Here is a 5,178-nt window from a genome sequence, read left to right on the forward strand (position 1 = left end):
AGTAGGTGCCGCCGCGCAAGAGATCGCCGCAACCGCTCGCGAAGGCGTTGGCAACGCCGAGAAGCAATCCCATGCTGCTTCTTCTGTGGCGGCAGCGATCGAAGAGATCTCCTCGTCGCTTTCAACCACCGCGAGCAACGCGCGCGAATCGGAACGGGCAGCACAAGCTGCGGCAGCGGAGGCGGAAGCCTCGGTGCGCATAGCCCAGGAGAACATCGCTCGCATGGAGGAGGTAGCGGCCGCCATTCGCGACTCGACCGAAAAGGTCAAGCAACTGTCGGAGAGTTCGAGCCGAATCAACGTCATCGTCGCGGTGATCAAGGAGATCGCCGACCAGACCAATCTGCTCGCGCTAAACGCCGCGATTGAAGCGGCGCGCGCCGGTGAACAGGGGCGCGGCTTTGCGGTGGTGGCAGACGAAGTGCGCAAGCTCGCGGAGAAGACGAGCGCTGCTACCCAGGAGATCACGTTGCTGATCGACCAGATCAATGCGCAGGTCCAAGAGTCCACCGACGCGATGGAAGCGATCGATCACCGGTCGGCAGAAGGCGCCCACTCGGCCCGCGAGGCTGCCTCCGCGATCGCTGCGCTGGTTCAGGATGCCGCGCGCGGTGGTGAGCGAGCGCGCGATATCGCCAATGCGGTCCGCGAGCAGGACGCTTCGGTGCAGGAGATCGCCCGCCAGATCGAAACGCTTGCACGGATGTCGGAGGATGTGGCAGCAGCAGCCAAGCGCAACGACCAAATTGCCGAAAGGCTCTCGGCGCTGGCGAATGCGCTCTCTGGCCGTGTCGCTCGCTACAAAGTGTAAGCTTGCCAAAACCGATCCTTCAGCGGTACGATAACGAAAACCACACACCGAGGGAAGCGATGAACCGCCCGACTCTTCGCACCACGCTATTCGCCACCGCCGCGCTCGCCTTGGGGGCATGCACCACCCCCTACAGCGAAGTGCCGGTTGCGACCAACTTTCCCACCACCACCCAAGAGAAACTGCAGTCGGCCCACCACTGGCAGGTCATCGCGCGCGGCATCGCCGCTCAGATCACCCAAATGCTCCAGCAGGAGCAGGGATGCCGCAGCGAAACGCTCCTTTGTCCGACGCTCGCGGTCGCGGTGCCCGATCGGCCATCCCCCTTCGAGCGAGCGGTCATTGCTGCGCTCACCACTGAGCTGGTGCGTCTTGGGTGGAAGGTTCGCACTGAGCTCCCCGCCGAGATCACCCTTCGACTTGAGACGCAGGCGACACGCTTCCAAAACCGGCCGGCTGACGGAAAGTTCACGAGCTTCGCGGCGCTCGGCGTCGGTCTCTGGGTGCTCAGCGACGACCCCAACATCGGCATCTGGGAGAACGTCTCGCCCGGCGCGTCGGGGCTCGTCGCCCTCGCCGCAGCCGATCTCTGGCGCTGGCAGACGAGCCAATTTGCGCATGGGCCGACGCCGGAAGTCGAAGTAATGGTCTCGGTCTCCGCCGATCGGCAAGGGGTCTACCTCGCCCGCACCACCGAAGTTTTCTATATTGCCGACAGCGACCTCGCGCTCTACGCGCCACCACCGGCCCCATTACCCGCACCGAAGGTTCTGCCGGTCCGTGGGAGCTGAGCCATGAAAAGACACTTCATTTGGCGTCCTTTCGTCGTGCTCGCTGCCACCGGGGCGCTCTTGGCCGGCTGCGCCACGACCCAGTCCGAAACGGCTCCGACCGTAAAAGAGGACCCCCAAGCGCTGCTCACCACCACCTACGCGCTGATCGACGCGATCGCCCAGCAGGCGCCTGCGTGGGTGCGCAGCGGCCCGGTGCTCGTCGCCACCTTCGTCGACGTCGACCAGCTCGAACACTCGACGACGCTGGGGCGCGCGGTGACCGAACAGGCGAGTACCCGCCTCGTGCAGCTCGGCTTCCCGGTCGTCGAAGTGAAGCTGCGCACCAACCTCTTTGTCAAGGAGAACACCGGCGAACTCCTCTTGAGTCGGGAGATCGGCAAAATCGCCGCCGAGCAGGCAGCGCGCGCCGTGTTGGTCGGCACTTACGCGGTTGGGAAACGGGCGGTCCATCTCAACGCGAAGCTCATCGACCCCGTGAGCGGCGCGATCCTGGCCGCACAAGACGGGGTGCTGCCGCTCGACAGCCACACGAAGAGCCTCCTGCGGTAGATCATGGCGAGCACGCTCCAGTTTGCGGCCGTTCCGGTCACCCCGTTCACGCAAAACTGTACGCTCCTCTGGGACCCCGCGACCGGCGAAGGGGTAGCCGTCGACCCAGGCGGCGACATTCCGCTGATTCTCGACGCCGCTGAGCGCCACGAGGTGACGCTCACCGCGATCTGGCTCACCCACGGCCATATCGACCACGCCGCAGGGGCGCCGCAGCTTGCGAAAGCGGCGGGAGGGATCCCGATCCTCGGCCCCCACCGTGCCGACGACTATTGGCTCCAAGGGCTCCCCGCGCAGGCGCGCACCTTCGGTTTTCCACCCACGTTGGCGTTTACCCCCGATGAGTGGCTCGACGATGGGCAGACGCTTTCTGTCGGGCGCTTTCCCTTTCAGGTCCTCCACCTTCCTGGCCACACCCCCGGCCATCTCGTCTTTTTTCAGCCGCAAGAGCGGCTCGCGCTCGTCGGCGACGTCCTCTTTGCCGGTTCGATCGGTCGAACCGATTTCCCCGGCGGCAACTTGGAGGACCTCGTCTCAGGAATCCGCACCAAGCTCTTTCCGCTCGGTGACGACGTCCGTTTCATTCCGGGCCACGGCCCGATGAGCACCTTCGGGGAGGAGCGCCGCACAAACCCCTTTGTCGGCGGTCGGTTCGGGTAATTCTGCTACCGCGACGTGTAACGGGGGCGCTGCGTCGCCCACTCAGGGGTCAATCCCCACGCGTCGGGGTCGGGTGGGGCGTTCGCAAGGCGCGACCGCTCGGCGTCGGGCAATTCGGGGAAGAGAACGAGGCCGGTTCGGCGCTCTACCTCAGCAACCGTCACGAGAAAACGGCGCAGGTCGGCGTCGGGTTCCGCCTCCTGCGGAACGATGAAGGCCAACACCCGCCGCTCGCCGTTCGCCTCCTCGCGGAGAAGAACACGGAAAAAGGCTTGCGGCACCGCGATCCATTCGTGGGAAAAACGTGCGGGATGCTCATCCCAGACGGGGCCGACGATCACCCAGAGTTTTGCTGCCCCCGGCGCAAAGCGGTTCGCTTCGAGCCGCTCGAGCCGTTCCCACGAACCGCGATTGTGCTCGGGCCGCTGCGGCGCGATGTTGCTCATGAGAAACGTGGCGTGCTGCGCCTCTTCACCGTAGCGCGTCCCGATCATGAAATTGGGCGCCATATGACCGCGGTCGAAGCCGGAGCGGCTATAGCTCTGGTGGGTCACGCAGCCGATATGCAGGCGACAGCGCCAGGTGCGCCAGTCGGGCTCAAACTGCTCCGGCCGGGGCTTGAGGCGAAAGCGCGGCGGCGGGTCGGCGCGGTAAGCAACCCATTGGGGCGCGCCGTGCCACTCGCTGTAGGAGATGACGAAACCGGGGTTGGTGAGGCGCGTTGCCAAGCGCGCCCCCCCTTTCGGCCAGCCGTAAGGGGAGTCTTCGGGGAGGGGTTCGGCCCCCACCCACAGACCCACCAAGGTAAAGAGCAGAGCGGCGAAAAATGCCCCCCACCCTGAGCCTTGAGGAGGCCAGAGCAGCGATCGTCTGCGCGTGCGTCCCATTGCAGAGGTCCGTTCTCGAGGAAAACGCGCTATTATCGGCGAATCACCTCCTCGTTGTGCATCGCCGATGCAAGAACCTCAACCCGCCCCGCTCCGCTATCCTCCCCAACGATGGTGGTGGGGCATTGCGCTCGCGTGCGCGGCTCTTGCTGCGGCAAGCGTCGCGCTCACCCACCTCCTGCGTCTCGCCCCCTGTCACCTCTGCATCTTTCAGCGCTTCCTCTTCATGGTGCTCGCGCTCACCGCGAGTGGCGCAGCACTCACGATGCGGCGGGCGGTTCTCGAGTTCTCGTTGGAACGTGACTCCTTTGGGGCGACGATGAGTTACAGCGCCTTTGCCGCCGCCACGTTTCTGCTTGCACTCGGCGGGATGGGCGTGGCGGGGTATCAAACGCTTCTGCAATGGCAGCCGGAAAAGTTTGCGTGTGGTGGCGCCCAGCTGAACCCCATCGAGCAGTTTGTCGAGTGGCTCGCCACCCTTTCGGAAACCCTCTTTCTCCCGACCGGTTTTTGTTCCGATCCCGGGCTCGTGATCGTGGGGCTGACCCTCGCCAACTGGGCGTTTCTCATCTTTGGCGCAGTGGCAGCAACCGCCCTCTGGACCTTCTTTCGTTTTCAGCCGCCGTTGGCCCGATAGGCGGCGAGTGCCCGCTCGCTGCGGTAGCGCGTCGGGTCGCGCGGGGCGTCCGAGCGCTTCTCTTGCGCCAGTTCCATGCGCGCTTGCGCAGCCATCTGCGCCGCCTGCGCAGCCACCTTGAGATCTTGCGGCGACGGGTCGGCTGGGGCCAACGCGGCCGCGCGGATTCGTTCGGCCTTCTGCAGCGTCTCTTCGGGGTTCTTTCCCGGGGTGGTATCGATCTGCACCTCCCCCGCCACCGCATAGCTCTGCCCGTCGGGGCCGCGCACCGTGGCGAACTGCGCCCCGCGGGTCACCAACCCGCCTGCCGCTGCGACGTGCGCCGCCTCGTGTGCCCGCACTTGGCGGTCGATCTCCCGCAGCCGGGCGACTTTTTGCGCCTTCTCGGCCTCATCTTCGGCCGATGCGGCAGGGCGGGTCGCACCGCTTGCACCCACGCCAAAAGAGAAGGCCGTTGCTGTGACCGCTGAGATCATTGTCGCCGACATGAAAACGCTCTCTTTACCATCTTAGCGCGGGCGTTCGCCCAACGCAACGGGCGGCAATTGCGGGTACAATCGGCCACTGGTTCAATCACCTGTTTGAGCAACCTCGATGAATACGTTTCTTGAACGCCGCTTTGCCCTCAGCGCACATGGGACATCGGTGCGGACCGAGCTCCTGGCAGGTCTCACCACCTTTCTCACCATGGCCTACATCCTTTTTGTCAACCCCGAGATCCTCTCCGCCACCGGGATGCCGAAAAGCGCGCTCTTCGTCGCGACCTGCCTTGCCGCAGCAATCGGCTCTTTCGTGATGGGGTGGTGGGCGAACCTCCCGATCGCGCTCGCGCCCGGGATG

The 5,178-nt window shown here is 65.1% G+C and carries 8 protein-coding genes; 6 read left to right on the forward strand and 2 right to left on the reverse strand.

All coding sequences use genetic code 11. From position 1 onward, the window contains the following. The 4 genes from ACYQ6T_RS10440 to ACYQ6T_RS10455 form a co-directional block, all read left to right on the forward strand. Window positions 1–811 (forward strand): methyl-accepting chemotaxis protein (locus ACYQ6T_RS10440; RefSeq protein WP_459830600.1); only part of this gene is annotated, 811 nt, incomplete at its 5' end. Between the two features lie 59 nt (window positions 812–870). Next, window positions 871–1,602, forward strand: a complete 732-nt coding sequence (locus tag ACYQ6T_RS10445; RefSeq protein ID WP_459830602.1) for a hypothetical protein — start codon at window positions 871–873, stop codon at window positions 1,600–1,602. Between the two features lie 3 nt (window positions 1,603–1,605). Further along, the gene (locus ACYQ6T_RS10450; RefSeq protein WP_459830605.1) at window positions 1,606–2,154 is read left to right on the forward strand and encodes a FlgO family outer membrane protein; all 549 of its coding nucleotides are present in this window, start codon (window positions 1,606–1,608) and stop codon (window positions 2,152–2,154) included. 3 nt (window positions 2,155–2,157) lie between these two features. Beyond that, complete coding sequence (locus ACYQ6T_RS10455; RefSeq protein ID WP_459830607.1) at window positions 2,158–2,814, forward strand: MBL fold metallo-hydrolase; 657 nt, start codon at window positions 2,158–2,160, stop codon at window positions 2,812–2,814. Window positions 2,815–2,819: 5 nt separating this feature from the next. Here the strand turns inward: ACYQ6T_RS10455 and ACYQ6T_RS10460 are convergent, their stop codons facing one another. After that, a complete protein-coding gene (locus ACYQ6T_RS10460) occupies window positions 2,820–3,701 on the reverse strand; it encodes a DNA/RNA non-specific endonuclease (protein WP_459830609.1) in 882 nt (293 codons plus the stop codon). Window positions 3,702–3,768: 67 nt separating this feature from the next. Between ACYQ6T_RS10460 and ACYQ6T_RS10465 the strand changes: the two genes are divergently transcribed. After that, window positions 3,769–4,338 (forward strand): disulfide bond formation protein B, encoded by a 570-nt coding sequence (locus ACYQ6T_RS10465; protein ID WP_459830611.1) that lies wholly within the window; start codon window positions 3,769–3,771, stop codon window positions 4,336–4,338. Here the strand turns inward: ACYQ6T_RS10465 and ACYQ6T_RS10470 are convergent. Beyond that, window positions 4,317–4,814 (reverse strand): putative metalloprotease CJM1_0395 family protein, encoded by a 498-nt coding sequence (locus tag ACYQ6T_RS10470; RefSeq protein ID WP_459830613.1) that lies wholly within the window; start codon window positions 4,812–4,814, stop codon window positions 4,317–4,319. The genes ACYQ6T_RS10465 and ACYQ6T_RS10470 overlap by 22 nt on opposite strands. Window positions 4,815–4,932: 118 nt before the next feature. On the opposite strand from ACYQ6T_RS10470, the gene ACYQ6T_RS10475 reads away from it, so the two are divergent. Further along, on the forward strand, window positions 4,933–5,178 hold a 246-nt coding region (locus ACYQ6T_RS10475; RefSeq protein ID WP_459830616.1), incomplete at its 3' end, for a solute carrier family 23 protein.

Source organism: Hydrogenophilus islandicus (assembly GCF_054657095.1).